The sequence below is a fragment of the Pseudomonas sp. 2,4-D genome (genome assembly GCF_030418155.1).
In the GTDB taxonomy this organism is placed as follows: domain Bacteria; phylum Pseudomonadota; class Gammaproteobacteria; order Pseudomonadales; family Pseudomonadaceae; genus Aquipseudomonas; species Aquipseudomonas alloputida.
This window is the reverse complement of sequence record NZ_JAUHUI010000005.1, coordinates 101,870-128,289: the sequence shown is the minus strand read 5'-3', so window position 1 is coordinate 128,289 and position 26,420 is coordinate 101,870. Positions and strand designations below refer to the sequence as shown.

The 26,420-nt window shown below is 61.9% G+C and carries 26 protein-coding genes and 1 tRNA gene; 10 read left to right on the top strand and 17 right to left on the bottom strand.

Annotation, left to right across the window (positions count from 1 at the left end):
- Positions 1 to 54: 54 nt before the first annotated feature.
- The 4 genes from hflD to QYE47_RS06580 form a co-directional block, all read right to left on the bottom strand.
- The gene (gene hflD, locus QYE47_RS06595; protein WP_010954818.1) at positions 55 to 681 is read right to left on the bottom strand and encodes a high frequency lysogenization protein HflD; all 627 of its coding nucleotides are present in this window, start codon (positions 679 to 681) and stop codon (positions 55 to 57) included.
- Positions 678 to 1,802: a tRNA 2-thiouridine(34) synthase MnmA gene (gene mnmA, locus QYE47_RS06590; RefSeq protein WP_014590369.1), complete on the bottom strand. Its 1,125-nt coding sequence runs from the start codon at positions 1,800 to 1,802 to the stop codon at positions 678 to 680. The genes hflD and mnmA overlap by 4 nt, the downstream gene beginning before the upstream one ends.
- A gap of 59 nt (positions 1,803 to 1,861) precedes the next feature.
- Positions 1,862 to 2,302 (bottom strand): NUDIX hydrolase, encoded by a 441-nt coding sequence (locus QYE47_RS06585; RefSeq protein ID WP_010954816.1) that lies wholly within the window; start codon positions 2,300 to 2,302, stop codon positions 1,862 to 1,864.
- A gap of 202 nt (positions 2,303 to 2,504) precedes the next feature.
- Positions 2,505 to 4,730, bottom strand: coding sequence for an NADP-dependent isocitrate dehydrogenase (locus QYE47_RS06580; protein ID WP_014590370.1), 2,226 nt, complete (start codon positions 4,728 to 4,730; stop codon positions 2,505 to 2,507).
- Positions 4,731 to 5,144: 414 nt separating this feature from the next.
- Here QYE47_RS06580 and icd point away from each other — a divergent pair, with 414 nt between their 5' ends.
- Positions 5,145 to 6,401, top strand: a complete 1,257-nt coding sequence (gene icd, locus QYE47_RS06575) for an NADP-dependent isocitrate dehydrogenase (RefSeq protein ID WP_070383626.1) — start codon at positions 5,145 to 5,147, stop codon at positions 6,399 to 6,401.
- 71 nt (positions 6,402 to 6,472) lie between these two features.
- Here icd and cspD read toward each other — a convergent pair whose 3' ends face one another.
- Positions 6,473 to 6,739 (bottom strand): cold shock domain-containing protein CspD, encoded by a 267-nt coding sequence (cspD, locus tag QYE47_RS06570; RefSeq protein ID WP_014590372.1) that lies wholly within the window; start codon positions 6,737 to 6,739, stop codon positions 6,473 to 6,475.
- A 230-nt stretch (positions 6,740 to 6,969) separates the two neighbouring features.
- Here cspD and clpS point away from each other — a divergent pair, with 230 nt between their 5' ends.
- Positions 6,970 to 7,332, top strand: a complete 363-nt coding sequence (gene clpS, locus QYE47_RS06565; protein WP_003251220.1) for an ATP-dependent Clp protease adapter ClpS — start codon at positions 6,970 to 6,972, stop codon at positions 7,330 to 7,332.
- A gap of 30 nt (positions 7,333 to 7,362) precedes the next feature.
- A complete protein-coding gene (gene clpA / locus QYE47_RS06560) occupies positions 7,363 to 9,633 on the top strand; it encodes an ATP-dependent Clp protease ATP-binding subunit ClpA (RefSeq protein ID WP_010954812.1) in 2,271 nt (756 codons plus the stop codon).
- Between the two features lie 85 nt (positions 9,634 to 9,718).
- Here clpA and infA read toward each other — a convergent pair whose 3' ends face one another.
- The 3 genes from infA to aat all read right to left on the bottom strand — a co-directional run bounded on the left by infA (position 9,719) and on the right by aat (position 11,483).
- The gene (gene infA / locus QYE47_RS06555; RefSeq protein WP_002553999.1) at positions 9,719 to 9,937 is read right to left on the bottom strand and encodes a translation initiation factor IF-1; all 219 of its coding nucleotides are present in this window, start codon (positions 9,935 to 9,937) and stop codon (positions 9,719 to 9,721) included.
- Between the two features lie 101 nt (positions 9,938 to 10,038).
- Complete coding sequence (locus QYE47_RS06550) at positions 10,039 to 10,746, bottom strand: arginyltransferase (RefSeq protein WP_003251215.1); 708 nt, start codon at positions 10,744 to 10,746, stop codon at positions 10,039 to 10,041.
- A gap of 56 nt (positions 10,747 to 10,802) precedes the next feature.
- On the bottom strand, positions 10,803 to 11,483 hold the full coding sequence (aat, locus tag QYE47_RS06545; protein WP_070383627.1) for a leucyl/phenylalanyl-tRNA--protein transferase: 681 nt from the start codon (positions 11,481 to 11,483) through the stop codon (positions 10,803 to 10,805).
- Positions 11,484 to 11,889: 406 nt separating this feature from the next.
- On the opposite strand from aat, the gene QYE47_RS06540 reads away from it, so the two are divergent.
- The 6 genes from QYE47_RS06540 to cysG all read left to right on the top strand — a co-directional run bounded on the left by QYE47_RS06540 (position 11,890) and on the right by cysG (position 19,492).
- Entirely contained in the window at positions 11,890 to 14,394 is a 2,505-nt protein-coding gene (locus QYE47_RS06540) for a DNA translocase FtsK (RefSeq protein ID WP_014590374.1), read from the top strand.
- A gap of 62 nt (positions 14,395 to 14,456) precedes the next feature.
- Positions 14,457 to 15,080: an outer membrane lipoprotein chaperone LolA gene (gene lolA / locus QYE47_RS06535; RefSeq protein ID WP_003251209.1), complete on the top strand. Its 624-nt coding sequence runs from the start codon at positions 14,457 to 14,459 to the stop codon at positions 15,078 to 15,080.
- Between the two features lie 12 nt (positions 15,081 to 15,092).
- Positions 15,093 to 16,418, top strand: coding sequence for a replication-associated recombination protein A (locus QYE47_RS06530; protein WP_010954809.1), 1,326 nt, complete (start codon positions 15,093 to 15,095; stop codon positions 16,416 to 16,418).
- A complete protein-coding gene (crcB, locus tag QYE47_RS06525) occupies positions 16,415 to 16,789 on the top strand; it encodes a fluoride efflux transporter CrcB (protein WP_003251205.1) in 375 nt (124 codons plus the stop codon). Before QYE47_RS06530 ends, crcB begins: the two co-directional genes overlap by 4 nt.
- 30 nt (positions 16,790 to 16,819) lie before the next feature.
- Positions 16,820 to 18,100 carry a serine--tRNA ligase gene (serS, locus tag QYE47_RS06520; protein ID WP_014590376.1) on the top strand — a complete coding sequence of 427 codons (1,281 nt, stop codon included), beginning with the start codon at positions 16,820 to 16,822 and terminating at the stop codon, positions 18,098 to 18,100.
- Positions 18,101 to 19,492 (top strand): siroheme synthase CysG, encoded by a 1,392-nt coding sequence (cysG, locus tag QYE47_RS06515; protein WP_014590377.1) that lies wholly within the window; start codon positions 18,101 to 18,103, stop codon positions 19,490 to 19,492. It begins immediately after the preceding gene.
- A 106-nt stretch (positions 19,493 to 19,598) separates the two neighbouring features.
- On the opposite strand, the gene QYE47_RS06510 is transcribed toward cysG, so the two are convergent.
- The 8 genes from QYE47_RS06510 to QYE47_RS06475 form a co-directional block, all read right to left on the bottom strand.
- Positions 19,599 to 20,558, bottom strand: coding sequence for a glutathione S-transferase family protein (locus QYE47_RS06510; protein ID WP_070383628.1), 960 nt, complete (start codon positions 20,556 to 20,558; stop codon positions 19,599 to 19,601).
- Between the two features lie 94 nt (positions 20,559 to 20,652).
- The gene (locus QYE47_RS06505; RefSeq protein WP_070383629.1) at positions 20,653 to 21,654 is read right to left on the bottom strand and encodes a glycosyl transferase family protein; all 1,002 of its coding nucleotides are present in this window, start codon (positions 21,652 to 21,654) and stop codon (positions 20,653 to 20,655) included.
- On the bottom strand, positions 21,651 to 21,986 hold the full coding sequence (locus QYE47_RS06500; protein WP_014590380.1) for a TusE/DsrC/DsvC family sulfur relay protein: 336 nt from the start codon (positions 21,984 to 21,986) through the stop codon (positions 21,651 to 21,653). Before QYE47_RS06500 ends, QYE47_RS06505 begins: the two co-directional genes overlap by 4 nt.
- Positions 21,983 to 22,279 (bottom strand): sulfurtransferase complex subunit TusB, encoded by a 297-nt coding sequence (tusB, locus tag QYE47_RS06495; RefSeq protein ID WP_014590381.1) that lies wholly within the window; start codon positions 22,277 to 22,279, stop codon positions 21,983 to 21,985. The genes QYE47_RS06500 and tusB overlap by 4 nt, the downstream gene beginning before the upstream one ends.
- Entirely contained in the window at positions 22,279 to 22,638 is a 360-nt protein-coding gene (gene tusC / locus QYE47_RS06490) for a sulfurtransferase complex subunit TusC (RefSeq protein WP_014590382.1), read from the bottom strand. The genes tusB and tusC overlap by 1 nt, the downstream gene beginning before the upstream one ends.
- Position 22,639: 1 nt before the next feature.
- Positions 22,640 to 23,032: a sulfurtransferase complex subunit TusD gene (gene tusD / locus QYE47_RS06485; protein ID WP_014590383.1), complete on the bottom strand. Its 393-nt coding sequence runs from the start codon at positions 23,030 to 23,032 to the stop codon at positions 22,640 to 22,642.
- A gap of 95 nt (positions 23,033 to 23,127) precedes the next feature.
- Positions 23,128 to 24,507, bottom strand: coding sequence for a nucleobase:cation symporter-2 family protein (locus QYE47_RS06480; RefSeq protein WP_014590384.1), 1,380 nt, complete (start codon positions 24,505 to 24,507; stop codon positions 23,128 to 23,130).
- A gap of 163 nt (positions 24,508 to 24,670) precedes the next feature.
- The gene (locus QYE47_RS06475) at positions 24,671 to 25,342 is read right to left on the bottom strand and encodes a Bax inhibitor-1/YccA family protein (RefSeq protein WP_014590385.1); all 672 of its coding nucleotides are present in this window, start codon (positions 25,340 to 25,342) and stop codon (positions 24,671 to 24,673) included.
- Between the two features lie 133 nt (positions 25,343 to 25,475).
- On the opposite strand from QYE47_RS06475, the gene QYE47_RS06470 reads away from it, so the two are divergent.
- A tRNA-Ser gene (locus QYE47_RS06470) sits at positions 25,476 to 25,563 on the top strand.
- A gap of 599 nt (positions 25,564 to 26,162) precedes the next feature.
- On the opposite strand, the gene QYE47_RS06465 is transcribed toward QYE47_RS06470, so the two are convergent.
- The gene (locus tag QYE47_RS06465) at positions 26,163 to 26,420 is read right to left on the bottom strand and encodes a hypothetical protein (protein ID WP_076402832.1); all 258 of its coding nucleotides are present in this window, start codon (positions 26,418 to 26,420) and stop codon (positions 26,163 to 26,165) included.

Here is a 26,420-nt window from a genome sequence, read left to right as displayed (position 1 = left end):
TCGGCCCAATTTGGATCTGGTGGCAGACCCTGTGGGAGCGGGCTGCCCAGCCCGTCAGTTGGGGCTGCGCATCATGTCGTACAGTTCGTTCAGCAACTTGCGCCGGCTGAACACCAGCTGCCAGCGGTGCCCGCCCAGCTGCCGCCACAGTCGCGCGGCGCGGATGCCGGCCAGCAGCAGGGCGCGGATCTTCGAGGCATTGTTGGGCTGCTGCAGGAAGCGCATGTCGCCGTGCACCTGGATGCGCTGGCGCAAGGTGCTCAGGGTGTCCTGGTACAAGGCTCCACTGGAAGCGATGACGTTTTCGTGAACCAGGCCGAAATGCTCGGCCTGCGACTGGATTTGCGGCAGGCGGTTGCCGATGGTGTCCAGCAGGTCGCCACGCTTGTTCAGCTGGCGCTCCAGGCCCAGCATCGACAGGGCGTAGCGCAGCGGCTCGCGTTGCAGGCTGTTGGGGTCGCGCTCGAGGGCGCCGATCAGCGCTCGGTAGCCGTCGCGCAGGTTCAGGTCGTCACCGCCGAACACCTCCAGGGTATCCTTGGGGTCGCGCACCAGCAGGCTGCCCAGCATGCAGCCGATATTGGCTTCACTGGCCTGGCCGGTGCGGGCGATACGGTCGACAAGCACGGCGGCCTGGAACACACCGCCCAGCGCGATCAGCTGCTCCTGCAGGTTGCTCATGCGCGCGGGCTCCACGGCTCGGCAGCCTCGATCACGCCGCCGCCCAGGCACACTTCGCCGTCATAGAACACCACCGACTGGCCCGGCGTCACGGCGCGCTGAGGCTCGTCGAACACGGCGCGGTAGCCGCTGGCGGTGCGTTCCAGGGTGCATCGCTGGTCGCTCTGGCGGTAGCGCACCTTGGCAGTCAACTGCCGTGGGCTGCCGAGGTCGACCGGGTTGACCCAGAAAATCTCCGAGGCCAGCAGGGCGCGGGAGAACAGCCATGGGTGCTCGTTGCCCTGGCCGACCACCAGCACGTTGCGGGCCAGGTCCTTGTGCAGCACGTACCACGGCTCGTCACTGGCATCCTTCAGGCCGCCAATGCCCAGGCCCTGGCGCTGGCCGATGGTGTGGTACATCAGGCCGTGGTGACGGCCGATCACTTCACCTTCGGTGGTTTCAATGTCGCCCGGCTGGGCCGGCAGGTACTGCTTGAGGAAGTCGCTGAAGCGGCGCTCGCCAATGAAGCAGATACCGGTGGAATCTTTCTTCTTGGCGGTGGCCAGGCCGTGTTTTTCGGCGATGGCGCGCACTTCGGGCTTTTCCAGTTCGCCGACCGGGAACAGGGTGCGGGCAATTTCCTTGCCGCCGACGGCGTGCAGGAAGTAGCTCTGGTCCTTGTTCGGGTCCAGGCCCTTGAGCAGTTCGGTGAGCGTGCCGGTGTCGCGGCGGCGCACGTAGTGGCCGGTGGCGATCAGGTCGGCACCCAGCGACAGGGCATAGTCGAGGAACGCCTTGAACTTGATTTCGCGGTTGCAGAGGATGTCGGGGTTGGGTGTGCGGCCAGCCTTGTATTCGTCAAGGAAGTGCTCGAACACGTTGTCCCAGTATTCGGCGGCGAAGTTGGCGGTGTGCAGCTTGATGCCGATGCGGTCGCACACGGCCTGGGCGTCGGCCAGGTCTTCACGGGCGGTGCAGTATTCGGTGCCGTCGTCTTCTTCCCAGTTCTTCATGAACAGCCCTTCCACCTGGTAGCCCTGCTCGATGAGCAGAAGGGCTGAGACGGAAGAGTCCACGCCGCCGGACATGCCGACGATGACGCGGGTCTTGGCGGGGTCTTTAAGTGCTGGGCTGGTCATGGGTACCGGTGTGTATCAAGGGGGAAAAACGCCGATTCTATCAAACCTGCGGAGCCGCGTCAGTCGCGTAGCAGGTCGAGGCTGTGCAGCGGGCCTTTGAGGTAGTCGTCAAGGCAGCGTGGCACCAGCTCGCTGCGCCAGCGAGTCGGGTCGGCCAGCAGTTCGTCGCGGGTCAGCCACACGGCGCGGACGATGTCGCTGTCCAGGGCCAGGTCGGCGTGATGGCGCACGGGGCGGGCGGCGAAGCAGACGCGCTGGTAGGTCACGCCGTTGCTGGGGGCGGTGTACAGGTAGATGCCGACCACGCCGGTCAGCTCGACTTCCCAGGCCGTTTCTTCCAGGGTTTCGCGCAGGGCGGCCTGGGGCAGGGTCTCGTTGGGCTCGAGGTGGCCGGCAGGCTGGTTGAAGACGTGCTGGTTGGCTTTGAATTCCTCGACGAAGAGGAACTTGCCTTCGTGCTCGACGATGGTGGCGACGGTGATGTGGGGTTGCCAGGTCATTTGCCATGTCCTTTCAGATTGCCGGGACCGCCTTGCGGTCCTTCGCGGGCTCGCCCGCTCCCAAAGGTGCAGTGCAGGTCTTGCTGGCAGCACCTTTCCTGTGGGAGCGGGCAAGCCCGCGAAGGGCTGCGCAGCGGCCCCAATCCAGAAAGCACAAACCCCGGTGCGTGGCCGGGGTTTGAGCTGTTACTTCAAGCGAACCTTACAGGGCAGCGATGGCGCTGTTCAGGGTCTGGCTTGGGCGCATCACCTTGGCGGTCAGCTCGGCATCCGGGGCGTAGTAGCCGCCGATGTCGGCTGGCTTGCCCTGAACGGCGTTGAGCTCGGCGACGATGGTCGCTTCGTTCTCGGCCAGGGTTTTTGCCAGTGGTGCGAAGCGTGCCTGCAGGGCAGCGTCGTCCGTCTGAGCAGCCAGGGCTTCGGCCCAGTACAGGGTCAGGTAGAAGTGGCTGCCGCGGTTGTCGATACCGCCGACTTTGCGCGACGGCGACTTGTTGGTGTCGAGGAACTTGCCGGTAGCCTGGTCCAGGGTGTTGGCCAGAACCTTGGCGCGCGGGTTGTCGTAGGTGTTGCCCAGGTGCTCCAGGGAAGCGGCCAGGGCCAGGAATTCACCCAGCGAGTCCCAACGCAGGAAGTTTTCTTCAACCAGCTGCTGCACGTGCTTCGGAGCCGAACCACCGGCGCCGGTTTCGAACAGGCCACCGCCGTTCATCAGCGGCACGATCGACAGCATCTTGGCGCTGGTGCCCAGTTCCATGATCGGGAACAGGTCGGTCAGGTAGTCACGCAGCACGTTGCCGGTCACCGAGATGGTGTCCTTGCCTTCGCGGATGCGGGCCAGGGAGAACTTGATGGCGTCGACCGGTGCCAGGATGCGGATGTCCAGGCCGGTGGTGTCGTGATCTTTCAGGTACTGCTGCACCTTCTCGATCATGACGCCGTCGTGGGCGCGAGCCGGGTCCAGCCAGAACACCGCCGGGGTGTTGCTCAGGCGGGCACGGTTGACGGCCAGCTTGACCCAGTCCTGGATCGGCGCGTCCTTGGTCTGGCACATACGGAAGATGTCACCGGCTTCGACGTTCTGCTCCAGCACGACGTTGCCCTTGCCATCGACTACGCGAACCACGCCGTCAGCCTTGATCTGGAAGGTCTTGTCGTGGGAACCATACTCTTCGGCTTTCTGCGCCATCAGGCCAACGTTCGGCACGCTGCCCATGGTGGTCGGATCGAAGGCACCGTTGACCTTGCAGTCTTCGATGGTGGCCTGGTAGATGCCGGCGTAGCAGCGGTCCGGGATCACGGCCTTGGCGTCTTGCAGTTCGCCTGCGGTGTTCCACATCTTGCCCGAGTCACGGATCATGGCCGGCATCGAGGCGTCGACGATCACGTCGCTCGGCACGTGCAGGTTGGTGATGCCTTTGTCGGAGTTGACCATGGCCAGGGCCGGGCGCTCGGCATACAGGGCCTGGATGTCGGCTTCGATCTCGGCCTGCTTGTCGGCGGGCAGGTCCTTGATACGGGCGTACAGGTCGCCGATACCGTTGTTGGCGTTGAAGCCTACTTCGGCCAGGGCAGCGGCGTGCTTGGTCAGCACGTCGTTGTAGAATTCTTCGACGATGACGCCGAACATGATCGGGTCGGAGACCTTCATCATGGTGGCTTTCAGGTGCACCGACAGCAGCACGCCAGCGGCCTTGGCATCGGCGATCTGCTCGGCGATGAAGGCTTTCAGGGCCTTGCGGCTCATGGTGGCGCAGTCGATGACTTCGGCGGCTTTGACGGCGGTCTTTTCTTTCAGCACGGTGGTGCTGCCGTCTTTGCTGACCAGCTCGATGCGCAGGCTGTCGTCAGCTTCGATCAGTGCGGCTTTTTCGCTGCCGTAGAAGTCGCCCTGGGTCATGTGGGCAACGTGCGACTTGGAGTCAGCGGCCCAGGCGCCCATCTTGTGTGGGTGCTTGCGGGCGTAGTTCTTGACCGACAGCGGCGCGCGGCGGTCGGAGTTGCCTTCGCGCAGCACCGGGTTCACGGCGGAACCCTTGATGCGGTCGTAGCGGGCACGGGATTCTTTTTCTTCCGCGGTGGCCGGCTCGTCGGCGTAGTCAGGGATGTTGAAGCCCTTGCCTTGCAGTTCCTTGATCGCGGCTTTGAGCTGCGGTACCGAGGCGCTGATGTTCGGCAGCTTGATGATGTTGGCTTCAGGGGTGGTAGCCAGCTGGCCCAGTTCCGCCAGGTGATCGCCTACTTGCTTCTCTGCGCCCAGTTGCTCCGGGAAGGCGGCAAGGATACGGCCAGCCAGGGAGATGTCGCGAGTTTCGACAGCGATGTCAGCCGAAGCGGTGAACGCTTCGATGATCGGCAGCAGCGAGTAAGTGGCGAGGGCGGGGGCTTCGTCGGTGAAGGTATAGATGATCTTGGAACGGGTGGGCATGCGGGTTAACTCTCTGTGTGCTGAGCGTGCTCGAGTCTCGTGGTGCGCAGGGTAGGCGCATCGCCCTGGCAGCGCCATGAGCGGAAAGTCGAGAGGCTGCGAGCGGTGATGGTGGATGCATCAGTCGAGCGTCAAGTGCTGAGCTGCGGTAACAACCCAGGCTTTATGGCCATTCATGGCCTAGGGCGGTCCGCATTTTCCTGGGATTCGCCCCGATGACCCTTCGGTCGCGGCGGAGTATACCAAACCATTCGGGCTAATCAGCAAGGCCAAGTGATATCGGCCCATTTATAAGACCAAAGACTAAGCGGCAATGCGGCGGGTTGTCGCATGCCTTGCAGGTCGGCAGATGTGGTTTAGGCTCAGTGGATCGCACGATGTCCAAACCACACCAGACAGCGGAGTAGTGCAAGCATGGGATACCAGAAAATCAAGGTTCCGACCGACGGCACCAAGATCACCGTCAATGCAGATCATTCGCTTAACGTGCCTGATAATCCGATCATTCCTTACATTGAAGGCGACGGGATCGGCGTCGATGTTTCGCCGGTAATGATCAAGGTGGTTGATGCCGCCGTGGAGAAGGCCTACGGCGGCAAGCGCAAGATTGCCTGGATGGAGGTGTACGCTGGCGAGAAAGCCACCCAGGTGTATGACCAGGATACCTGGCTGCCGCAGGAAACCCTCGATGCCGTGCGTGATTACGTGGTATCGATCAAGGGCCCGCTGACCACACCGGTCGGTGGCGGCATCCGCTCGCTCAACGTGGCCCTGCGCCAGCAACTGGACCTGTATGTGTGCCTGCGGCCGGTGCTGTGGTTCCAGGGTGTGCCGAGCCCGGTGAAAAAGCCTGGCGACGTCGACATGGTGATATTCCGCGAGAACTCCGAAGACATCTATGCCGGCATCGAGTGGAAGGCCGGCTCGCCCGAGGCGAACAAGGTGATCAAGTTTCTCAAGGAGGAAATGGGGGTCACCAAGATCCGCTTCGACCAGGATTGCGGTATCGGCGTCAAGCCGGTGTCGAAGGAAGGTACCAAGCGTCTGGTGCGCAAGGCCCTGCAATATGTGGTGGATAACGACCGCGAATCACTGACCCTGGTGCACAAGGGCAACATCATGAAATTCACCGAGGGTGCCTTCAAGGACTGGGGGTACGAGGTGGCGCGTGACGAGTTCGGTGCTCAACTGCTCGATGGCGGCCCTTGGATGAAGTTCAATAACCCCAAGACCGGTCGCGAGGTCATCGTCAAGGACGCCATCGCCGACGCCATGCTGCAGCAGATCCTGCTGCGCCCGGCGGAGTACGACGTGATCGCCACCCTCAACCTCAATGGTGACTACCTGTCCGATGCCCTGGCGGCAGAAGTGGGCGGTATCGGCATTGCCCCGGGCGCCAATCTGTCCGACACCGTGGCCATGTTCGAGGCCACTCACGGCACTGCACCCAAGTATGCCGGGCAGGACAAGGTCAACCCGGGCTCGGTGATCCTCTCGGCAGAGATGATGCTGCGCCACATGGGTTGGACCGAAGCCGCCGACCTGATCATCAAGGGCACCAATGGCGCCATTGCGGCCAAGACCGTGACCTACGATTTCGAGCGGCTGATGGAGGGCGCCAAGCTGGTAAGCAGCTCAGGCTTTGGCGATGAAATGATCAAACACATGTAAGGCAACAGAAAACCGGTCGCCTCCCGTAAAGAGGCGGCCGGTTTTTTCGTCTATCGGCACAGCGCAGGCAGTCAGGCTTTTGCAGTTTCGCTTTGCGGCTCGCCCAAGGTTCTGGCAGCCTCTGCCGCAGCGGCCGCGGCATCTTTGATTTCGACGGCGTGCAAGCCTTTGGGGCCCTGGACGATGTCGAATATCACGGCCTGGCCAGCTTTCAGGGTCTTGTATCCGTCCATTCGGATGGCGGAATAATGGGCGAACAGGTCATCGGATTTACCTTCCTCATTGATGAATCCATAGCCCTTGGCATTGTTGAACCACTTGACTTTACCGCTTGCCATCCCTATGTCCCTCTGCAAAGGACTCCATCACTGGAGTATCATCCACTTCATCCGCATACGAACCTTGCGAAAAATCTGGTTGACTGCGCGGATCTTTATCGACCACGGTGGGTTCTTATTGGTTGTAACACCGTTTTGCCGATAGTCAAGGTCACGCGGCGCCTGCGCTGGCGGTGGCCTGTGCAGTCAACCTGCAACCTTAACCTGACGCTCATGATGAAATTCTTTCCATGCATGCACCTAGTGAGATTCGACTAACATTCAATCAGGATCGCCCGCAATCGAATGAGGACGACGGCTCAGGTCTTGCAGTTCAGGAAGCCAAGCCGATCCTGCAGGCGCCACCGATGTACAAGGTGGTTTTGTTCAACGATGACTACACGCCAATGGATTTCGTCGTCGAAGTGCTCGAGACGTTCTTCAGTCTGAACCGCGAGCTGGCGACCAAGATCATGCTGACCGTCCATACCGAGGGGCGGGCAGTGTGCGGATTGTTTACCCGTGACATCGCCGAAACAAAGGCTATGCAGGTCAACCAATACGCCAGGGAAAGCCAGCATCCGCTACTCTGTGAAATCGAGAAGGACGGTTAATCGCCGACCACTTGGGTATGAGGTGAAGCTATGTTAAACCGCGAGCTCGAAGTCACCCTCAATCTTGCCTTCAAGGAGGCCCGTTCGAAGCGTCATGAGTTCATGACCGTCGAACATCTGCTGCTGGCACTCCTTGACAATGAGGCTGCCGCGACCGTTCTGCGCGCCTGTGGCGCCAATCTCGACAAGCTCAAGCATGACCTGCAAGAGTTCATCGATTCCACCACGCCGTTGATCCCTGTCAACGACGAAGATCGTGAAACCCAGCCGACCCTGGGCTTCCAGCGCGTGCTGCAGCGTGCCGTGTTCCACGTGCAAAGCTCTGGCAAGCGCGAAGTGACCGGCGCCAATGTGCTGGTGGCGATTTTCAGCGAACAGGAAAGCCAGGCCGTGTTCCTGCTCAAGCAGCAGAGCGTGGCCCGTATCGACGTGGTCAACTACATCGCCCATGGCATCTCCAAGGTGCCAGGGCATGGTGCACAGTCTGAAAGCGAGCAGGACATGCAGGACGATGAGGGTGGCGAAACCTCCTCTTCGAGCAACCCGCTGGACGCCTACGCCAGCAACCTGAACGAACTGGCCCGTGCCGGCCGTATCGACCCGCTGGTCGGTCGCGAGCAGGAAGTGGAGCGCGTGGCACAAATCCTCGCTCGTCGGCGCAAGAACAACCCGCTGCTGGTGGGTGAGGCAGGCGTGGGCAAGACGGCCATCGCCGAAGGCCTGGCCAAGCGCATCGTCGATGGTCAGGTGCCTGACCTGCTGGCGCAGAGCGTGGTGTACTCCCTCGATCTGGGCGCGTTGCTGGCCGGTACCAAATACCGTGGTGACTTCGAGAAGCGCTTCAAGGCGCTGCTCGGTGAGCTGCGCAAGCGTCCGCAGGCCATCCTGTTCATCGACGAAATTCACACCATCATCGGTGCCGGTGCGGCGTCGGGCGGGGTGATGGATGCTTCCAATCTGCTCAAGCCGCTGCTGTCGTCGGGTGAAATCCGCTGCATCGGTTCGACCACGTTCCAGGAATTTCGCGGCATCTTCGAGAAGGATCGTGCCCTGGCGCGCCGCTTCCAGAAGGTGGATGTCAGCGAGCCATCGGTCGAAGACACCGTGGGCATTCTGCGCGGCCTGAAAGGGCGTTTCGAAAGCCACCACAACATCGAGTACAGCGACGAAGCCCTGCGCGCCGCTGCCGAACTGGCTTCGCGCTACATCAATGACCGGCACATGCCTGACAAGGCCATCGATGTGATCGACGAGGCTGGCGCCTACCAGCGCCTGCAGCCAGAGGCCAGTCGCGTCAAGCGCATCGATGTGCCACAAGTGGAGGACATCGTCGCCAAGATTGCGCGAATTCCGCCGAAGCACGTCACCAGTTCCGACAAGGAGCTGCTGCGCAACCTTGAGCGCGACCTGAAACTGACCGTGTTTGGCCAGGACCAGGCAATCGACTCGCTGGCCACCGCGATCAAGTTGTCCCGTGCCGGCCTCAAGTCGCCAGACAAGCCGGTGGGTTCGTTCCTGTTCGCCGGTCCTACCGGCGTCGGCAAGACCGAAGCGGCGCGGCAATTGGCCAAGGCGCTGGGTGTGGAGTTGGTGCGTTTCGACATGTCTGAGTACATGGAGCGCCACACCGTGTCGCGTTTGATTGGTGCGCCTCCGGGTTATGTCGGTTTCGACCAGGGTGGCTTGTTGACCGAGGCGATCACCAAGCAGCCGCACTGCGTATTGTTGCTCGACGAAATCGAGAAGGCCCACCCGGAAGTCTTCAATCTGCTGCTGCAGGTGATGGACCACGGTACCCTGACCGACAACAACGGGCGCAAGGCCGACTTCCGTAACGTGATCCTGATCATGACCACCAACGCCGGTGCAGAAACCGCGGCGCGGGCGTCGATCGGCTTCACTCATCAGGACCACGCGTCCGATGCCATGGAAGTGATCCGCAAGAGCTTCACGCCAGAGTTCCGCAACCGTCTGGATACCATCATCCAGTTTGGCCGCCTGAGCACGGAGACGATCAAAAGCATCGTCGACAAGTTCCTTATCGAATTGCAGGCGCAGCTGGAAGACAAGCGTGTGCTGCTGGAAGTCAGCGATGAAGCGCGCGGTTGGCTGGCGGTTTCGGGCTATGACGTGCAGATGGGCGCGCGGCCAATGGCGCGGCTGATCCAGGACAAGATCAAGCGGCCGCTGGCCGAGGAGATCCTGTTTGGCGAGCTGGCCGAGCATGGTGGCGTGGTGCATGTCGACCTGCGCGATGGCGAGCTGGTGTTCGACTTCGAAACCACGGCTGAGGTCGCGTGATGTGCAGGGGCTGCCTGCAGCCCCTTGCAATTTCTTAAGGCACAAAAAAGCCCGGCACCTGGCCGGGCTTTTTCATGGCTTGAGCTTAGCGCGCACGGTAGGTGATGCGGCCCTTGCTCAGGTCGTACGGCGTCAGTTCGACGCGGACCTTGTCGCCAGTGAGAATACGGATGTAGTTCTTGCGCATCTTTCCGGAGATGTGCGCGGTTACGACGTGCCCGTTTTCCAACTCCACGCGGAACATGGTGTTGGGCAGGGTGTCGACGACAGTACCTTCCATTTCGAAGCTGTCTTCTTTCGACATGCAGTTGAGCCCTCGGATCCAGTGTTAGCCCGACGCATATCCGCACCGGGCAAAAAAGTGGCGTGGATTATGCCGGAAAACTGCGTGTCAAGCCAATGCTTTCAGTTGAGGGTGACCCAGCGCTGGTTTATCAGCAGCTCGATAGGTCGGTACTGCGTCTTGTAGTTCATCTTCTTGCAGTTCTTGATCCAGTAGCCCAGGTAAACCGCCTCCAGGTTCTGGCGCAGCGCTTCGGTGATCTGCCAGAGAATGGCGAAACGGCCAAGGCTGCGGCGCTCCTCGTCCGGCTCGTAGAAGGTGTACACCGCCGACAGGCCATTGGGCAGCAGGTCGCACACTGCCACCGCCATCAACCGGCCTTCCAGGCGAAACTCGTAGAACCAGCAGAACGGCAGGTCGCGTACCAGGAAGGTGGAAAACTGATCGCGGCTGGGCGGGTACATGTCGCCATCGGCGTGGCGCGTTTCGATATAGCGCCGGTACAGCTCGAAGTACTCTTCCTTGAACGCCGGGCGCGCTGCGGTTACGGTCAGGTCGGCGTTACGTTTGAGTATGCGACGCTGCTGGCGGTTGGGGATGAAGCGCGCCGCCGGGATGCGCGCCGGCACGCAGGCGTTGCAGTTCTGGCAGTGTGGGCGGTACAGGTGGTCGCCACTGCGGCGAAAGCCCATTTCCGACAAATCGGCGTACACGTGCACGTCCATCGGCTGGCTGGGGTCGAGGAACAGCGTGGTCGCTTGCTCCTCCGGCAGGTAGCTGCAGGAATGGGGCTGAGTGGCATAGAACTTCAACCGCGCCAACTCTGTCATGATCGACCCCTTCGGTGAGACGTTGTTTTAAGTGTAAGCCAGCTACGGGAACTCGCCTAGGCAACCCATGAAGCACTGTTGGGCTGGTCAAGGTGGCGTGCCAGGTAGCTGGCGAACTCGGCACGGCTGATGGCGTGGGCGCCCAGGCTGTGCAAGTGGTTGGTCGGCATCTGGCAGTCGATAAGCACGAAGCCGGCGTCTCGCAGGTGATTGACCAAGGCCACGAAACCGACCTTGGAGGCGTTGTCGGCGCGGCTGAACATCGATTCGCCAAAGAACAGCTGGCCCATGGCCAGACCGTACAGGCCCCCGACCAGTTCGCCGTCCTGGCGAACTTCAACCGAATGAGCGATGCCACGGCGGTGCAGCTCGCAGTAGGCGTTGCGCATGGTGTCGGTGATCCAGGTGCCGTCAGCGTAGTCGCGAGGCGCGGCGCAGGCGGCGATCACGGCCGGGAAGTCGGTGTCGAAGCTGACCTGGTAACGGCCTTGGCGTATCAGCTTGGCCAGCGAGCGTGACACATGCAACTGGTCGGGCAACAACACCGTGCGCGGGTCGGGTGACCACCACAGGATCGGCTGGCCGTCCTGGTACCACGGGAAGCAGCCATGGCGATACGCCTGCACCAGGCGCTCGGGGCTCAGGTCGCCGCCGGCGGCCAGTAGGCCGTTGGGGTCGTGCAGCGCCTTTTCCAGGGGCGGGAAGGTCAGCGAGTCGCGGGTCAGCCAGGTGAGCATGGTCTATCGTGCGGTGGGGGAGGGGAGAGGGCAGCATGGCTTGGGAGAAAAGCGGGGTCAATCTCTTTGGGGGCCTCAAACCAGCGCGGTTACCTGCATAAGGCTACCCCTACAGCGAGGTGAGGCAGTTTTGCGGCAATTCAGGGCAATTTCCTACACATTCATCCAGCCGCAGGCACCATCCGCTACATTTGCTGTCACACCTGTGCAAAAACACAGCATAAGCCTTTGTCACAAAAGAAAATGCATGCTCAAATTGCAGCTATAGGAATTCGCCCCCGGCCAAACCCCCATACGGCGTGCCGCCATGGCGGCTGGCGGGCAGTAATGTTAAAAGTAGTGGTTCGTTGGTCGCGCAGCGGCCGATCACTATTGGACGCGCACCACGCGCAGGAATAGACGCGTTTTGAAGAAATCCACCGCAACTCCAGCTCCATTGCCTGTGCCACTGTGGCGGCAGCAGCTGCATTATCGCCTCAAGGAAGGTGCGTTGATCGCTGTCGGCGCTCTGTGCCTGTACCTGTGGATGGCGCTGCTGACCTACGATACGTCGGACCCGGGCTTCAGCCACACCAGCAACGTCGACCAGGTGCAGAATGCGGCCGGGCGTGCCGGTGCCTATTTCGCCGACATCCTGTTCATGGTGCTGGGTTACTTCGCCTATATTTTTCCGCTGCTGCTGGCGGTCAAGACCTGGCAGATTTTCCGCGAACGCCACCAGCCGTGGGACTGGAGTGGCTGGCTGTTCTCCTGGCGGCTGATTGGCCTGGTGTTCCTGGTGCTGTCGGGGGCGGCGCTGGCGCATATCCACTTCCACCCGCCCGCCAGCCTGCCGTTCTCTGCCGGTGGCGCACTGGGCGAAAGCCTGGGCGACCTGGCGCGCAACCTGCTGAACGTGCAGGGCAGCACGTTGATGTTCATTGCCCTGTTCCTGTTCGGCCTGACCGTCTTCACCGACCTGTCGTGGTTCAAGGTGATGGACCTGACCGGCAAGATCACCCTCGACCTGTTCGAACTGGTGCAAGGGGCTGCCACCCGCTGGTGGGAAGCGCGCAACGAGCGCAAGCGCCTCGAGGCACAGCTGCGCGAGGACGAACCGGTGTTCAAGGCCGCGCCGATGGCTGCCGAGAAGCGTGAGCCGGCCAAGCCGTCACTGCGCGAGCGCATCCTCAAGCGTGAAGAGCCACCCGCTCAGCCGGTCGAGCCACGTGAGCCAACCCTTGCACGCGAACCGATTGTGCCGCCACGTGAAACGGCGCCTGAGGCGTTGGCGCCGCGTGAAACCGTGGTGCCCCGCCAGCAGCACGCAGCGCCCACCATTGTGCCGCCGTCAGCCGCCAGCAGAGCGCCGGAGCCGAGCAAGCGGGCGATGAAGGAAAAGCAGGCGCCGCTGTTTGTCGACAGCGCCGTGGAGGGCACCTTGCCCTCGATTTCCATCCTCGACCCGGCCGAACAGAAGAAGATCGAGTATTCGCCAGAATCCCTGGCCGGTGTCGGCCAGTTGCTGGAAATCAAGCTCAAGGAATTCGGTGTGGAAGTGGCGGTGGATTCGATCCACCCCGGCCCGGTGATTACCCGTTACGAAATCCAGCCGGCCGCCGGCGTGAAGGTCAGCCGCATCGCCAACCTGGCCAAGGACCTGGCGCGTTCGCTGGCCGTGACCAGTGTGCGAGTGGTCGAGGTCATCCCTGGCAAGACCACGGTGGGTATCGAGATACCCAACGAAAACCGCCAGATGGTGCGCTTCTCCGAAGTGCTGGCCACGCCGCAGTACGACGAGCAGAAATCGCCCGTCACGCTGGCGCTGGGCCACGACATTGGCGGCAAGCCGGTGATCACCGACCTGGCCAAGATGCCGCACCTGTTGGTGGCCGGTACAACCGGCTCCGGTAAGTCGGTAGGTGTGAACGCGATGATTTTGTCGATCCTGTTCAAGTCCAGCCCGGAAGACGCGCGACTGATCATGATCGACCCGAAAATGCTTGAACTGTCCATCTACGAAGGCATCCCGCACCTGCTGTGCCCGGTGGTCACCGACATGAAGGACGCCGCCAACGCCCTGCGCTGGAGCGTGGCCGAGATGGAGCGGCGCTACAAACTGATGGCGGCCATGGGCGTGCGGAACCTGGCCGGTTTCAACCGCAAGATAAAGGACGCCCAGGAAGCTGGCGAAATCATCCATGACCCGCTGTATCGCCGTGAGAGCATGGACGATGAGCCGCCTGCGCTGAAAACCCTGCCGACCATCGTGGTGGTGGTGGACGAATTCGCCGACATGATGATGATCGTCGGCAAGAAGGTCGAAGAGCTGATCGCCCGTATCGCGCAGAAGGCACGGGCGGCCGGTATTCACCTGATCCTCGCCACCCAGCGCCCGTCGGTGGACGTGATCACCGGCCTGATCAAGGCCAACATCCCGACCCGTATGGCGTTCCAGGTGTCGAGCAAGATCGACTCGCGTACCATCATCGACCAGGGCGGTGCCGAGCAGTTGCTGGGCCATGGCGACATGCTGTACATGCCGCCGGGCACCAGCCTGCCGATCCGGGTGCACGGCGCATTCGTGTCCGACGACGAAGTGCACCGCACGGTCGAGGCGTGGAAGCTGCGTGGCGCCCCGGACTACAACGACGACATCCTCAACGGCGTCGAAGAGGCCGGTAGCGGCTTTGACGGCGGCGGCGGCGGTGGCGAGGGTGACGATGCCGAAACCGACGCCCTGTATGATGAGGCGGTGCAATTCGTGCTCGAGAGCCGTCGTGCCTCCATTTCTGCCGTGCAACGCAAGCTGAAGATCGGCTACAACCGTGCCGCGCGCATGATCGAGTCGATGGAGATGGCTGGCGTTGTCACCCCGATGAACAGCAACGGCTCGCGGGAAGTGATAGCCCCGGGCGGCCCGCGCGACTGATGAACACCCTGCCGGGCGCCAACGGTGGCGCCCGGCCTTTTCAACGCTCAATGAGGATTCCCATGCGCGCGATTCGCATGCTGTTGGTTTCTGCCCTTACCCTGGGCTCGGTTACTGCTTATGCCGGTGAGCAAGACGTACAACGCCTGACCCAGTTGCTGGAAAAGTCGCAGACCATCGAGGCCAACTTCTCCCAGCTGACCCTGGGCGCCGATGGCACCAGCCTGCAGGAAACCTCGGGCAAGATGACGGTCAAGCGCCCGGGCCTGTTCTACTGGCACACCGATGCACCGCAGGAGCAGGTGGTGGTGTCGGACGGCAAGAACGTCACCCTGTGGGACCCGGACCTGGAACAGGCCACCATCAAGAAGCTCGACGTGCGCCTGAACCAGACCCCGGCCCTGTTGCTGTCCGGTGACGTGTCGAAGATCAGCCAGAGCTTTGATATCGCGTCCAAGGAGCAGGGCGAAGTAATGGACTTCACCCTCAAGCCAAAGACCAAGGACACCTTGTTCGACTCGCTGCGCGTGTCGTTCCGCAAAGGCCTGATCAATGACATGCAGCTGATCGACAGCGTTGGCCAGCGCACCAACATCCTGTTCAATGGCGTCAAGGCCAACCAGGCGGTGCCGGACAGCAAGTTCAAGTTCGACATCCCCAAGGGCGCGGACGTGATCAAGGAGTAACCAGAGCTCGCCATGGACCTGTTTCGAAGCGAACCCGTCGCCCAGCCCCTGGCCGCCCGTCTGCGCCCGTCCAGCCTGGATGAGTACGTCGGCCAGGAGCACCTGCTGGCGCGCGGCAAACCGCTGCGCGAAGCGCTGGAACAAGGTGCGCTGCACTCGATGATCTTCTGGGGGCCGCCCGGGGTCGGCAAGACCACGCTGGCGCGGTTGCTGGCGCAGTTCTGCGATGCGCACTTCGAAACGGTGTCGGCGGTGCTGGCCGGGGTGAAAGAGATCCGCCAGGCCGTGGAGGTGGCCAAACAGCAGGCTGGCCAATATGGCCGTCGCACCATCCTGTTCGTTGACGAGGTGCACCGCTTCAACAAGTCGCAGCAGGACGCCTTTTTGCCCTATGTCGAGGACGGCACGCTGCTGTTCATCGGTGCCACCACCGAAAATCCGTCGTTCGAGCTGAACAACGCGCTGCTGTCACGGGCGCGGGTGTATGTGCTCAAGAGCCTGGACGAAGCGGCCCTGCGCAAGCTGGTCAACCGTGCGCTGACGGAAGAGCGTGGCCTGGGCAAGCGCAACCTGCGGGTGGGCGACGACGCCTTCAAGATGCTGATGGCCGCCGCCGACGGCGATGGCCGGCGCATGCTCAACTTCCTCGAGAACGCCTCGGACCTGGCTGAAGACGGCAGCGAGATCGACGTCGAGATGTTACAGAGCCTGCTGGGTGACAGTCGCCGCCGCTTCGACAAAGGCGGCGAGGCGTTCTACGACCAGATATCCGCGCTGCACAAGTCGGTGCGCGGCTCCAACCCCGATGGCGCCCTGTACTGGTTTGCACGCATGCTCGACGGCGGCTGCGATCCGCTGTACATCGCCCGCCGCGTGGTGCGCATGGCCAGCGAGGACATCGGCAACGCCGACCCGCGTGCGCTTAGCCTGTGCCTGGCTGCCTGGGATGTGCAGGAGCGCCTTGGCAGCCCCGAGGGCGAGTTGGCGGTGGCCCAGGCCATCACCTACCTTGCCTGTGCACCCAAGAGCAACGCGGTGTACGTGGGCTTCAAGACCGCCCTGCGTGAAGCGGCCGAGCACGGTTCGCTGGAGGTGCCGTTGCACTTGCGCAATGCCCCGACCAAGCTGATGAAGCAGTTGGGCTATGGCGACGAGTACCGCTATGCCCATGATGAACCCGACGCCTACGCCGCCGGAGAGGATTACTTCCCCGATGAACTGGAGCCGCGCCAGTACTATCAGCCGGTGCCCCGTGGCCTGGAACTGAAAATTGGCGAGAAGCTGCGCCACCTGGCTGACCTCGACCGCAACAGCCCCCGCCAGCGGAGAAAACCATGATTGCACTCATCGCCGCAGTCAGCGCCGGTGGTATTGCTGGTACCTTGTTGCGCTTCGCTACCACCAACTGGGTGGCGGCCCACTGGCCACGGCACTTCTATGCCGGTACGCTGGCGGTCAACCTGGTTGGCTGCCTGCTGATCGGCTTGCTCTATGGCTTGTTCTTGCACAAGCCGCTGGCGCCGGTCGAATTGCGCGCCGGCCTGATTGTCGGCTTTCTCGGTGGCCTGACGACCTTTTCCTCCTTCTCGCTCGATACCGTGCGCCTGATGGAAAGCGGGCAAGTGCCCCTTGCCTTGGGCTATACCAGTATCAGCGTGGTGGGCGGGCTGCTCGCAACCTGGGCTGGCCTGTCCTTGACCCGATTCTGAACCAACACCTACATATAACGAGAGAACGATATGCTCGATTCCAAACTGTTACGCGGCCAACTTCAGGAAGTGGCGGACCGCCTGGCCTCCCGTGGCTTCAGCCTGGATGTCGCGCGCATCGAATCACTGGAAGAGCGCCGCAAGGCGGTGCAGACCCGCACCGAACAACTGCAGGCTGAGCGTAACGCCCGTTCCAAGTCCATCGGCCAGGCCAAGGCCAAGGGCGAAGACATCGCCCCGCTGATGGCGGACGTCGAGCGCATGGCCAACGAACTGGCTGCCGGCAAGGCTGAGCTGGACGCCATTCAGGCCGAGCTGGATGGCATCTTGCTGACCATTCCCAACTTGCCGGACGCCAGCGTGCCGGTTGGCGCCAGCGAAGACGATAACGTCGAAGTGCGCCGTTGGGGCACGCCGAAGGCGTTCGACTTCGAAATCAAGGACCATGTGGCCCTCGGTGAAATCAGCGGTGGCCTGGACTTCGAAGCGGCTGCCAAGCTGTCCGGCGCCCGTTTTGCTGTGCTGCGTGGTCCGGTTGCCCGCCTGCACCGCGCCCTGGCGCAGTTCATGATCAACCTGCACACCGGCGAGCATGGCTACGAGGAACACTACACCCCGTACATGGTGCAGGCGCCGGCGCTGCAGGGCACTGGCCAGTTGCCGAAGTTCGAGGAAGACCTGTTCAAGATCACCCGCGAAGGCGAGGCTGACTTCTACCTGATCCCGACCGCCGAAGTGTCGCTGACCAACCTGGTGGCGGGTGAAATCCTCGACGCCAAGCAGCTGCCGCTGAAACTGGTTGCCCATACCCCTTGCTTCCGCAGCGAAGCCGGCGCTTCTGGCCGTGACACCCGCGGCATGATTCGCCAGCACCAGTTCGACAAAGTCGAGATGGTGCAGGTGGTAGAGCCGGCCAAGTCGATGGAAGCCCTGGAAGGCCTGACCGCCAACGCCGAACGCGTGCTGCAGTTGCTTGAGCTGCCATACCGCGTGCTGGCCCTGTGCACTGGCGACATGGGCTTTGGTGCGGTGAAAACCTACGACCTGGAAGTGTGGGTGCCGAGCCAGGACAAGTACCGCGAAATCAGCTCGTGCTCCAACTGTGGTGACTTCCAGGCGCGCCGCATGCAGGCTCGCTGGCGCAACCCGGAAACCGGCAAGCCAGAGCTGGTACACACGCTCAACGGCTCCGGTCTGGCCGTAGGCCGTACCCTGGTTGCTGTGCTGGAAAACTACCAGCAGGCCGACGGTTCGATCCTGGTGCCGGAAGTGCTGAAGCCTTACATGGGCGGCGTCGAGGTCATCCGCTAAATGGATTACCTGCCGCTGTTCCACAAGCTGCAGGGTGGCCGCGTGCTGGTCGTCGGTGGCGGTGAGATCGCCTTGCGCAAGGCGCGCCTGCTGGCCGATGCCGGCGGCTTGCTGCGCGTGGTGGCGCCGGACGTCGACGGCCAGTTGGCCGCGTTGGCCCGGGAAGGTGGCGGGGAGGTGCTGGTGCGTGGCTATCAGGCAGCCGATCTGGTCGGTTGCCGGCTGGTGATCGCGGCGACTGACGACCCTGGGCTGAATGCCCAGGTGTCGGCCGATGCGCAGGCCCTTAGCCTGCCGGTCAATGTGGTGGATGCGCCGGCCCTGTGTACGGTGATCTTCCCGGCGATCGTGGACCGTTCGCCGCTGGTAATTGCGGTTTCCAGCGGCGGTGACGCCCCGGTATTGGCCCGCCTGATTCGAGCCAAGCTCGAGGCGTGGATCCCTTCGGCCTATGGTGAGCTGGCCGGGCTGGCTGCACGCTTCCGGCACAAGGTCAAATCCCTGTACCCGGACGTCAACCAGCGTCGCGGCTTCTGGGAAACCGTGTTCCAGGGGCCGATTGCCGAGCGTCAGCTGGCCGGGCAGGGTGCTGAAGCCGAACGTCTGTTGCAGGCGATGGTGGACGGCGTACCGGTGCAGCAGGGTGGTGAGGTGTACTTGGTTGGTGCAGGCCCGGGTGATCCGGACTTGCTGACCTTCCGTGCCTTGCGCCTGATGCAGCAGGCCGACGTGGTGCTGTACGACCGCCTGGTCGCACCTGCCATCATCGATATGTGTCGTCGTGATGCCGAGCGTATCTACGTAGGCAAGCGCCGCGCTGATCATTCAGTGCCGCAGGACCAGATCAACCGCCTGTTGGTCGATCTGGCTCGGCAGGGCAAGCGGGTGCTGCGCCTGAAGGGTGGCGATCCGTTCATCTTCGGCCGGGGCGGCGAAGAGATCGAAGAGCTGGCCGAGCATGGCATTCCGTTCCAGGTGGTGCCGGGCATTACCGCGGCCAGCGGCTGCTCGGCGTATGGCGGCATTCCGCTGACTCACCGCGACTATGCCCAGTCGGTGCGCTTCGTCACCGGGCACCTCAAGGACGGCACCAGCAATCTGCCGTGGAATGACCTGGTGGCGCCGGCGCAGACCTTGGTGTTCTACATGGGGTTGGTGGGCTTGCCGACCATCTGTGCCGAGCTGATTCGCCACGGGCGTGCCGCGAGTACCCCGGCGGCGTTGGTGCAGCAGGGGACCACGCGTAATCAGCGAGTGTTCACCGGCACCTTGGCGGACTTGCCAGACCTGGTGGCCCAGCATGAGGTGCACGCGCCGACCCTGGTGATTGTGGGGGAGGTGGTGCAGTTGCGTGACAAGCTGGCCTGGTTCGAAGGTTCACAGAACAGCTGAAATCGTTGGGGCCGCTTTGCGGTCCATCGCACAGGCCCCAGGCATTGCAAGGTCCTTGTGAGAGCGGCCTTGTGTCGCGATGGGCTGCAAAGCAGCCCCGGCTTTCTCAAGCCTGCCAAATCCCTTTGCCCACCAACCGCTCTCTATCATGCGGCAAACCAAAGTCCTGCAAAGGCCCTTTAGGCACAATCCCGTTCGGGTTGATGGTCTTGTGGCTCATGTAATAGTGCTTCTGGATATGCTCCATGTTCACCGTACCCGCCACCCCAGGCCACTGGTACAGCTCACGCAGCCAGTTGGACAGGTTGTGGTAGTCGCTCAGGCGGCGCAGGTTGCACTTGAAGTGCCCGTGGTACACCGCATCGAAGCGCACCAATGTAGTGAACAGGCGTACATCAGCCTCGGTCAGGTACTCACCCGCCAGGTAGCGATTGCGGCCTAGCAAGGCTTCCAGGTAATTCAGTTCGTTGAACACATCGTCAAAGGCAGCCTCGTAAGCGTCTTGCGTGGTGGCAAAGCCTGCGCGGTACACACCGTTGTTCACCGCCGGGTAGATGCGCTCGTTCAGTGCTTCGATGGTCGGGCGCAGCGATTCGGGGTAAAGGTTCAGTGTATTGCCGGTCAGCTCGTTGAATGCGCTGTTGAATATGCGGATGATTTCTGCCGACTCATTGTTGATGATTCGCTTCTCTTTCTTGTCCCACAGTACAGGCACCGTCACGCGCCCTGTGTAGTGCGGGTCATCCTGGGTGTAGCGCTGGTGCAGGTATTGCAGGGCGTCGAGGTGGTCCCCGCTGGAGCCTTGCTGCTGATCGAAGGTCCAGCCATGGTCCTGCATCAGCCAGCTGACCACTGACACGTCGATCAACGGCTCCAGGCCTTTCAGCGCGCGAACGATCAGGGTGCGGTGGGCCCATGGGCAGGCCAGCGACACATACAGATGGTAGCGGCCGCCCTCGGGGGCGGGCAGCTGATTGCGGCGCTGGGCATTCTCACGCTTGAACGTGCCGTCCTTGCCGTTTTCATACCACTGGTCGTGCCAGCGACCGTCGATCAATAGGCCCATGGTGAGCTCCTGAAACAAAGTTGTTTGTCGTTGGAGCCCAGTCTAGGGCAAATCGTTCGAAGAAATAGCGCAAAGATCGGGGTTCTATTATCGGCTAAATCGATCTATTTCGAGTGTCCCAATAGCCTTGCGCTGTTACGAAGGCCTGCTCCCGGTGCTGTCCCAAGCCACGCAGGGCCAGCGCCATGGTCGCAATCAGGGCCTTTTCGCCATAACTGTCTTCCACTTCGCCACGCCAGAACGCCAGCAAGTGCTCTGCCTGCAGGCTGGGTGGCTTGACATGGCGGCGTTCGCTCAGCGCTGGCCACTCTTCATCCCACGCCTCACCCGCCGTGGTGCCGTAGAGATGGCTGATGACATCGGGATTGACCTCGATTTCGCCGCCATCACCCTTGATCACCACGGCATGGTCGCCCAGCAAGCGGCTGGCTTCGCGGTGCACTGCCTGGTAACCGGGGTGAAAGATGCTCTGCAATCCACAGCGAGCGCCCAGCGGATTGAGCACCCGAGCCAGCGAGTGGATGGGCGAGCGCAGGCCCAGTGTATTGCGCAGGTCGATCATGCGTTGCAGCTGCGGCGCCCAGTCGTGCAGCGGGAAGAATGCCAGCTGGTGTTGGTCCAGTGCGTTGCCGACGGCGGTCCAGTCGCGGCACAGCGGAATCTGCAGCAGGTCGAGCAGTTGCTCTGTGTACATACGCCCGGCAGTGTGTGCGCCACCGCCGTGCATCAGGATGCGAACGCCATTGCTGGCCAGGCACTTGGCGGCCAGCAGGTACCAGGGCAGGTGACGCTTCTTGCCGGCGTACGTGGGCCAGTCCAGGTCAACGGCGATGCGCGGCGCCTGCAGGTAGGCGCGCAAGGCCTCGGTGAAGCCAGCCAGCTCTTCGGCGCTTTCTTCCTTGTGCCGCAGCAGCATGAGGAAGGCACCGAGCTGGGTGTCTTCAACCTTGCCTTCCAGCAGCAGGGTCATGGCTGCACGGGCCTCCTCGCGGGTCAGGCCACGCGCGCCGCGCTTGCCTTTGCCGAGAATGCGCACGAATTCGGCGAACGGGTGTTCGGCGGGGGTTTCCAGAGTGAGCGGACGAGGTTCGGTCATATACAGTTGGTCGGCTTGGGCAGGCCCGCCAGCTTGGCGGCGAGTTTGGCGGGGGTGCCGTTGAACAGGCGGTTAAGGTGCGGGCTGTTGCCCTTTTCAGGGCCCAGCTTGAGGGCCGTGTACTTGATCAGCGGGCGGGTGGCCGGAGACAGCTGGTATTCCTGATAGAACTGACGGAGCAGTTCGAGGATTTCCCAGTGGTCCGCCGTCAACGGGATACCCTCGCGCTTGGCCAAAGCCTCGGCGGCGTCGTGGGACCAGTCTTGCAGGTCGATCAGGAAGCCATCCTTGTCCAGGGCGATCACCTGATCGCCAACGGTGAGCGTATTCATAGCCAGCTGTTGACCTTGTCGTATTGCAGCGACAGTTCGACGAACTCGGCGTAGTCCACTGCCTTTGCCAGGTCGTTGCCGACCGCGCGGGCGTGTACATCCTCGTCCAGGGCGAACAGGCGCTGGGCCAGGCCGGCGGCTTGCAGATGGCCATGCGGCTCGCTGCCGCTGCGCAGGGCATACACGGCATCGCCGCACAGCAGCAGGGCATCTTCGGCACCGAGCAGGCGCAGGCAACTGGCCAGGCGCTCGTCGCCAAACGGGGAATGGGCAATTACATGCAGGGTCTTCATCAGAGCGTTATCACCTGGTCGAAACGGGCTATCAGCGCGGCCAGCGATGCGTCATCAAGCACTTGCACCGGCAGCGCCAGGGTATGGGCTGCCAGGCCACGACGGGCCAGGCTGTGGTTGCAGGCGAACAGTTCTTCGACACCGAACATCGGCAACGCCTGCAGGTTGGCGGCCAGGTTCTTCTGTTGCACGGCGGCGGGTTGCTGGTCCGGCGCGAGCTGGAACACACCATCGTCGAGGAACAGCATGCCCAACGGCAGGTCGAACGCGCCGCCGGCCAGGGCGATGTCCAGCGCCTCGCGGGCAGAGGGGCCATTCCACGGTGCCTGACGGCTGATGATCAACAAAGACTTGGCCATATCAGTCGCCTCCGAAGCAGACAAGGCGGTCGGCCACTTGCGCGGCCTCGTGCAGTTGGCCCAGCCCCGACAGTTCCCAGGGCTTGGGCAGGTTCACGGCCGGGCGCTGGTAGCGGTTGGCCTCTGCTTCGTCGAGCACGCCACGGCGCAGGGCGGCGGCGATACACACCACGGCGTCCAGGTGGTGGGTCTGTATGAACGTGTGCCACTGGTCAGCCACGTCCAGTTCGTCCTGGGGTGCGACGACGTTGGCCGAGGCACTGTGCACCCCGTCCTGATAGAAGAACAGTCGGGCAATCTCATGCCCGCCGGCCAGCACCGCTTCGGCGAAGCGCAGGGCGCGTCGCGAAGAGGGCGCATGGGCCGGGGAGAACACCGCGATAGCGAATTTCATGGCTAACTCATGCAAAGGAATGGTGCCATGATAAAGCAAAAAAGCCCGCGCCCGCTTGTGCAAGCGGGCGCTTGCTTTTCATTCAAGCTTCAGGTTCAAGCCTGCTCCTTGCCCTCTGGCAAGAACCAGTTCAGCACCAGCGCACAAATCCCCCCGGTAGCCACACCCGACTCCAGCACATTGCGAATCGCCGCCGGCATGTGCGCCAGGAACTCCGGCACCTGCGCCACACCCAGTCCCAGTGCCAACGACACGGCAATAATCAGCAGCGCCCGACGGTCCAGCCGGGTACTGGCCAGAATATTGATCCCTGAAGCCGCAACCGCGCCAAACATGACCATCGCCGCGCCGCCCAGCACCGGCTCCGGCACGGCCTGAATCACCCCGGCAACACTCGGGAACAGCCCCAGCAACACCAGCATCACGGCAATCCACATACCGATATGACGGCTAGCGATACCGGTCAGCTGAATCACCCCGTTGTTCTGGGCAAAAATCGAGCTAGGGAAGGTGTTGAACAGACCGGCCAGCAGCGAGTTGGCGCCGTTGACCAGCACGCCCCCCTTGATCCGCTGCATCCACACCGGCCCTTCGACCGGCTGGCGCGACACCTTGCTGGTGGCGGTAACGTCACCGATGGCTTCCAGCGAAGTGACAAGGTAGATCACCAGCATCGGAATGAACAGTGCCCACGAGAAGCCCAGGCCAAAGTGCAGCGGTGTCGGCACCTGGAACAGCGCGGCCTCGTGCATGCCGGTAAAGTCCAGGCGGCCCAGGTATCCGGCCAGCGCGTAGCCGACCACCAGGGCGATGACGATGGCGCAGCTGCGCATCCACACCACCGGGATACGGTTGAGAACGACGATGATCGCCAGTACCACGCCCGACATCAGCAGGTTTTCGCCATTGGCAAAGGTGCCATTGGCCATGGCCCCAAAACCACCGCCCATGCTGATCAGGCCGACCTTGATCAGTGTCAGGCCGATCATCAACACGACGATGCCAGTCACCAGCGGGGTGATCAGGCGTTTGACGAAGGGCAGGATGCGCGACACGCCCATCTCGACAAACGAGCCCGCGATTACTACGCCAAAAATGGCTGCCATTACGCCCTCAACCGGCGTGCCTTGCTTGACCATCAGCGCACCGCCGGCAATCAGCGGGCCGACGAAGTTGAAGCTGGTGCCCTGAACGATCAGCAGCCCCGCGCCAAATGGGCCGAAGCGTTTGCACTGGACGAAGGTGGCGATACCCGAGATCACCAGCGACATCGAAACGATCAAATTGGTATCACGTGCAGATACACCCAACGCCTGGCAGATCAGCAGGCCAGGAGTGACGATCGGTACGATGATCGCCAGCAGGTGCTGCAGGGCTGCCAGCAGGCCGATCAACAGCCGTGGCTTGTCCTCCAGACCAAGCACCAGTTCATTGGCAGGCGCCGCTGCGCCTGGGCTGTGTTCGTGTGAGCTCATTGCTGAAAGCCGCCCCGGAAGAAAAAAGGAGCGCATTCTACGGGGTGATGGCGGATAGCGGTAGAGAAAACGGGATGACGGCACGAGCATCTTGCAGCTCAACCCATTTCCAACGCCCACAAAAAAGCCCGCCGAAGCGGGCTTCTTGCGGTACAGCAATCAATCAGTCATCACGACTCATGATGCCAAACAACTGCAGCAGGCTGACAAACAGGTTGTAGATCGACACATACAGGCTGATGGTCGCCATGATGTAGTTACGCTCACCACCGTGAATGATCGCGCTGGTCTGGAACAGGATGCAGACCGACGAGAACAGCACGAAGCCAGCGCTGATTGCCAGTTGCAGGCCGCTGATCTGGAAGAAGAAGCTGGCAACGACAGCACCCAGCAAAACGAAGAAGCCAGCAGTGATGAAGCCGCTCAGGAAGCTCATGTCCTTGCGGGTGATCAGCACGTAGGCCGACAGACCACCAAACACCAGCGCAGTCATGGCAAACGCGGAACTCACTACCTCGGCGCCACCGGCCATGCCCAGGTAACGGTTGAGGATCGGGCCGAGGATGAAGCCCATGAAACCGGTGAGCGCGAAGGTGGACACCAGGCCCCAGGCCGAATCACGCAGTTTGTTGGTAAGGAAGAACAGCCCGTAGAAGCCGATCAGCACCACGAACACGTTCGGGTAGCCGACGCGCATCTGCTGGGCAACGAAAGCCATGACACCGCTGAAGGCAAGAGTAAGCGCCAGCAGGCTGTACGTGTTGCGCAGGACCTTGCTGATCTCCTGCTGCTCGACCTGCTGGCCGTGGTGGACGGCGTAATCCTGTTCGCGCATGGCGACACTCCTTGGTAAACCTGTGGTTTCGGACGTTCAGATGCTAGGAGTCTATCAGAGCTCCTGCAACCCGCGACACAGAGAGTTTGACAGCGTGTTTCATTAAGGTATTATGGCGGCCGCAAAACGAGCTGGAAGCGTGGCCGAGTGGTTTAAGGCAACGGTCTTGAAAACCGTCGATGGGCAACTATCCTAGAGTTCGAATCTCTACGCTTCCGCCATACAAGTGCTTGATTTCATTGATGTTCGCCGCCGCTTGACCCTCAAATGGGAGCGTTTTGGGAACACTTTGGGAATGACAGGCAGAAGAAAGGGGCCCTTGCGGCCCCTTTTTTTCGCGTTCAGGTCAACCTGAGCGCCTGATTCAACAACCCCACTGCATCCGGGCCGTCCTCGCTGATCCACTTCGCGTAGTGCTTGAAGATCATCGCTGTCAACGTGTACCCCATCTGATCCGCAATCCACTCGGAGCGGTTGCTACAGTCACTTAGCGTTTTGATGATCCGCAAGTCGTCCCAGGATAGTGGCTGACAGCTTCGCCGACATCCCACTTCGGGCCGTTGGCATTCGCAGGGATGGACTGGGCACTTCCAGGTGACGGCTTCACGACAATCATTCCATGTGGGGAGGGCTGATGATACGAGAAGGAGCTTGGCCAACCAAGGTGGGGTTAGAAGGCTTGCCCGGTTTATGGGTAGAAGAATGCCTGCTGCTAGGCGGGCACGCACTATCACGCAGGGATAGCGGTCTCTAATATCCCGCGAAAATTAAGCGAAAGAAACGTCCTCACAGCGTTGAGGGATGGTCGAAGGCGGCGTGCTTAGCTGTTTGACCCACATGTTTGCCGATGAGTGTTCTTCCGCCAACCCCGTAAATTCATGCCGAAGAGACAGATTTGGAGGATGATCAACGCCCACGCTTCTGATTGCCAGCCCCACACAGCCCACAACACATTGCTGGCAATGAAGCAGCAGAAGCCTAACTTCCTTCTCCCGGGGCGGCGGGAACCAATGCACCATGCTGCCAGCACGGTCATGGCCATGGCAGGCCATTCGAGTAACTCGATCCAATGATTCAT

Bases quoted from the DNA above. Each gene is read 5' to 3' on its own strand.
- icd (WP_070383626.1), top strand. From the start codon at position 5,145: ATGGGATACCAGAAAATCAAGGTTCCGACCGACGGCACCAAGATCACC.
- clpA (WP_010954812.1), top strand. From the start codon at position 7,363: ATGTTAAACCGCGAGCTCGAAGTCACCCTCAATCTTGCCTTCAAGGAG.
- QYE47_RS06500 (WP_014590380.1), bottom strand. From the start codon at position 21,986: ATGAATACGCTCACCGTTGGCGATCAGGTGATCGCCCTGGACAAGGAT.
- crcB (WP_003251205.1), top strand. From the start codon at position 16,415: ATGATTGCACTCATCGCCGCAGTCAGCGCCGGTGGTATTGCTGGTACC.
- hflD (WP_010954818.1), bottom strand. From the start codon at position 681: ATGAGCAACCTGCAGGAGCAGCTGATCGCGCTGGGCGGTGTGTTCCAG.
- QYE47_RS06585 (WP_010954816.1), bottom strand. From the start codon at position 2,302: ATGACCTGGCAACCCCACATCACCGTCGCCACCATCGTCGAGCACGAA.
- cspD (WP_014590372.1), bottom strand. From the start codon at position 6,739: ATGGCAAGCGGTAAAGTCAAGTGGTTCAACAATGCCAAGGGCTATGGA.
- tusD (WP_014590383.1), bottom strand. From the start codon at position 23,032: ATGAAATTCGCTATCGCGGTGTTCTCCCCGGCCCATGCGCCCTCTTCG.
- mnmA (WP_014590369.1), bottom strand. From the start codon at position 1,802: ATGACCAGCCCAGCACTTAAAGACCCCGCCAAGACCCGCGTCATCGTC.
- aat (WP_070383627.1), bottom strand. From the start codon at position 11,483: ATGCTCACCTGGCTGACCCGCGACTCGCTGACCTTCCCGCCCCTGGAA.
- QYE47_RS06550 (WP_003251215.1), bottom strand. From the start codon at position 10,746: ATGACAGAGTTGGCGCGGTTGAAGTTCTATGCCACTCAGCCCCATTCC.
- QYE47_RS06480 (WP_014590384.1), bottom strand. From the start codon at position 24,507: ATGAGCTCACACGAACACAGCCCAGGCGCAGCGGCGCCTGCCAATGAA.
- QYE47_RS06465 (WP_076402832.1), bottom strand. From the start codon at position 26,420: ATGAATCATTGGATCGAGTTACTCGAATGGCCTGCCATGGCCATGACC.
- QYE47_RS06505 (WP_070383629.1), bottom strand. From the start codon at position 21,654: ATGACCGAACCTCGTCCGCTCACTCTGGAAACCCCCGCCGAACACCCG.
- tusC (WP_014590382.1), bottom strand. From the start codon at position 22,638: ATGGCCAAGTCTTTGTTGATCATCAGCCGTCAGGCACCGTGGAATGGC.
- lolA (WP_003251209.1), top strand. From the start codon at position 14,457: ATGCGCGCGATTCGCATGCTGTTGGTTTCTGCCCTTACCCTGGGCTCG.
- clpS (WP_003251220.1), top strand. From the start codon at position 6,970: ATGCATGCACCTAGTGAGATTCGACTAACATTCAATCAGGATCGCCCG.
- serS (WP_014590376.1), top strand. From the start codon at position 16,820: ATGCTCGATTCCAAACTGTTACGCGGCCAACTTCAGGAAGTGGCGGAC.
- QYE47_RS06580 (WP_014590370.1), bottom strand. From the start codon at position 4,730: ATGCCCACCCGTTCCAAGATCATCTATACCTTCACCGACGAAGCCCCC.
- QYE47_RS06530 (WP_010954809.1), top strand. From the start codon at position 15,093: ATGGACCTGTTTCGAAGCGAACCCGTCGCCCAGCCCCTGGCCGCCCGT.
- QYE47_RS06510 (WP_070383628.1), bottom strand. From the start codon at position 20,558: ATGGGCCTATTGATCGACGGTCGCTGGCACGACCAGTGGTATGAAAAC.
- tusB (WP_014590381.1), bottom strand. From the start codon at position 22,279: ATGAAGACCCTGCATGTAATTGCCCATTCCCCGTTTGGCGACGAGCGC.
- infA (WP_002553999.1), bottom strand. From the start codon at position 9,937: ATGTCGAAAGAAGACAGCTTCGAAATGGAAGGTACTGTCGTCGACACC.
- QYE47_RS06475 (WP_014590385.1), bottom strand. From the start codon at position 25,342: ATGCGCGAACAGGATTACGCCGTCCACCACGGCCAGCAGGTCGAGCAG.
- cysG (WP_014590377.1), top strand. From the start codon at position 18,101: ATGGATTACCTGCCGCTGTTCCACAAGCTGCAGGGTGGCCGCGTGCTG.